At 67.2% G+C, this 1,662-nt stretch carries 2 protein-coding genes and 1 pseudogene; all 3 read right to left on the bottom strand.

The window, feature by feature from the left end; translation table 11 throughout:
• Positions 1-991: RluA family pseudouridine synthase (locus RT123_RS15705; RefSeq protein ID WP_313010181.1), on the bottom strand; the 991-nt coding region annotated here is incomplete at its 3' end.
• Positions 988-1,383, bottom strand: a complete 396-nt coding sequence (gene crcB, locus RT123_RS15700) for a fluoride efflux transporter CrcB (protein WP_295218304.1) — start codon at positions 1,381-1,383, stop codon at positions 988-990. The genes crcB and RT123_RS15705, both read right to left, overlap by 4 nt.
• A 40-nt stretch (positions 1,384-1,423) precedes the next feature.
• A pseudogene (locus RT123_RS15695) lies at positions 1,424-1,662 on the bottom strand (hypothetical protein); the annotation flags it as partial.

Raw genomic sequence — 1,662 nt, 5'->3', positions numbered from 1 at the left:
CTTCGGCCTCGTCCTCGGAGAAACCGAAGTGGGCGAAGCCGGCTTTCATCTCGGGGCTCAAGGGAGCGGTGACTTTGAGAACGCCGCCGCGCGGGTGGTCCAGTTCGATGCTGCGGGCGTGCAGTTGCAGCTTCAGCGGGCCCGACAGTTCACGCGATTTCTCGTCGCCGTATTTCGGATCGCCCAGAATGGGATGGCCGATCCCCGCCATATGGGCGCGTAGCTGGTGCGTCCGTCCGGTGAAGGGGCGCAGGGCCATCCAGGCCGCCCGGTGCGAGGCGCGGCTGATGGTCGAGAAGGCCGTTTCGGCCGGTTCGGCGCGCGGGTCCTTGCGCTCGGCCGGTCGCATCATTTCGAAGTCGTTGATGCCGGTCTTCTTCAGCGGCATGTCGATCTGACCCGAATAGGGTTTCGGATTGCCGATGACGATGGCCCAATAGGTCTTCTTGGCTTGTCTACGCGCAAAGGCGCCCGCCAGACGCTTGGCCGCCTCCGGCCCCTTGCCCAACAGCAGGACGCCCGAGGTGTCGCGGTCCAGCCGGTGGACCAGGCGCGGTCGCTCCAATCCCTCGCCCCAGGCTGACAGCAGACGATCGACGTGACGGCTCGTCTTGGTCCCGCCCTGCACCGCCAGGCCATGCGGCTTGTTCAAGGCGATGACCATGTCGTCTTCGTACAGAACCAGCGACTTGGCGAAAGCGACGTCCTTTTCCGACAGGGTGTGGGCGTCGCCCGCCTGTCGTGACGTGTCGTCGGGGATCGGCGGCACGCGCACGGCGGCGCCGGCGGTCAGTCGGCCTTCGGGCTTGATGCGGGCGCCGTCCACGCGGATTTGACCGCTGCGGGCCATCTTCTGCACTTGGATGTTGGACAGGTGCGGCCAGCGACGGCGGAACCAGCGGTCCAGGCGGATACCGTCCTCATCCTCGGCGACATAGATCGTCAGGACTTCGCGCTTGGGCGCATCGGCTGCGGGTGGCTGATCGGTCAAGCGGGAACTCCAAAGGCGCGGCGGGCGACCATCAGGCCGACGAACAGGGCCGCGATGGCGAGAACAACCGAGCCGATCACATAGGCGGCGGCCAGGCCGATCTGGCGGCGCTCGATCATCTGTACCGCTTCCAGCGAATAGGACGAAAAGGTCGTGAACCCGCCAAGCACGCCCACGGCGGCGAACAGGCGCACCATCTCCTGCTGCGCCCCGCCCCGGAACGCCAGCCAGCCGACGAGCAGACCCATCATCAGACCGCCGGCGACGTTGGCGGCGAAGGTGCCCACGGGCCAACCGGCATTGGGCGCGAGCCGCCCGGCGGCGAGGCCAAGGCCATAGCGCGCCATGGAGCCGATGGCCCCACCTGCCGCAACGAGAAGAAAACGTGTCATCGTGCGGCGATATATACGCCGCCCGCGCCGAAAGCGATGGTCAGCGCGGGATGGAGCTCTGCACCGAACGTGCGTCATAGGCGTTCGGACGATCGGGCTTCTGGCCGCGTCCCAGAACCACTTCCAACGTTGTCGAGGTCGGCTGCGGTCCGCTGAAATTCAGACCAACGCCCACGCCGACGCCAGACGCCGAATAGCCGCCATATCGGCTGCTGCCGCCGCCGATGGAGACGCTCGGGCTGACGCCGCCCGCGCCACCCGGCCGACCATCGGTCCAGC

The organism is Brevundimonas vesicularis, assembly GCF_032067225.1.
GTDB classification, from domain to species: domain Bacteria; phylum Pseudomonadota; class Alphaproteobacteria; order Caulobacterales; family Caulobacteraceae; genus Brevundimonas; species Brevundimonas vesicularis_F.
The sequence above is the reverse complement of the archived record's forward strand: the minus strand, read 5'-3'. Positions and strand labels throughout refer to the sequence as shown.

Bases quoted from the DNA above. Each gene is read 5' to 3' on its own strand.
- crcB (WP_295218304.1), bottom strand. From the start codon at position 1,383: ATGACACGTTTTCTTCTCGTTGCGGCAGGTGGGGCCATCGGCTCCATG.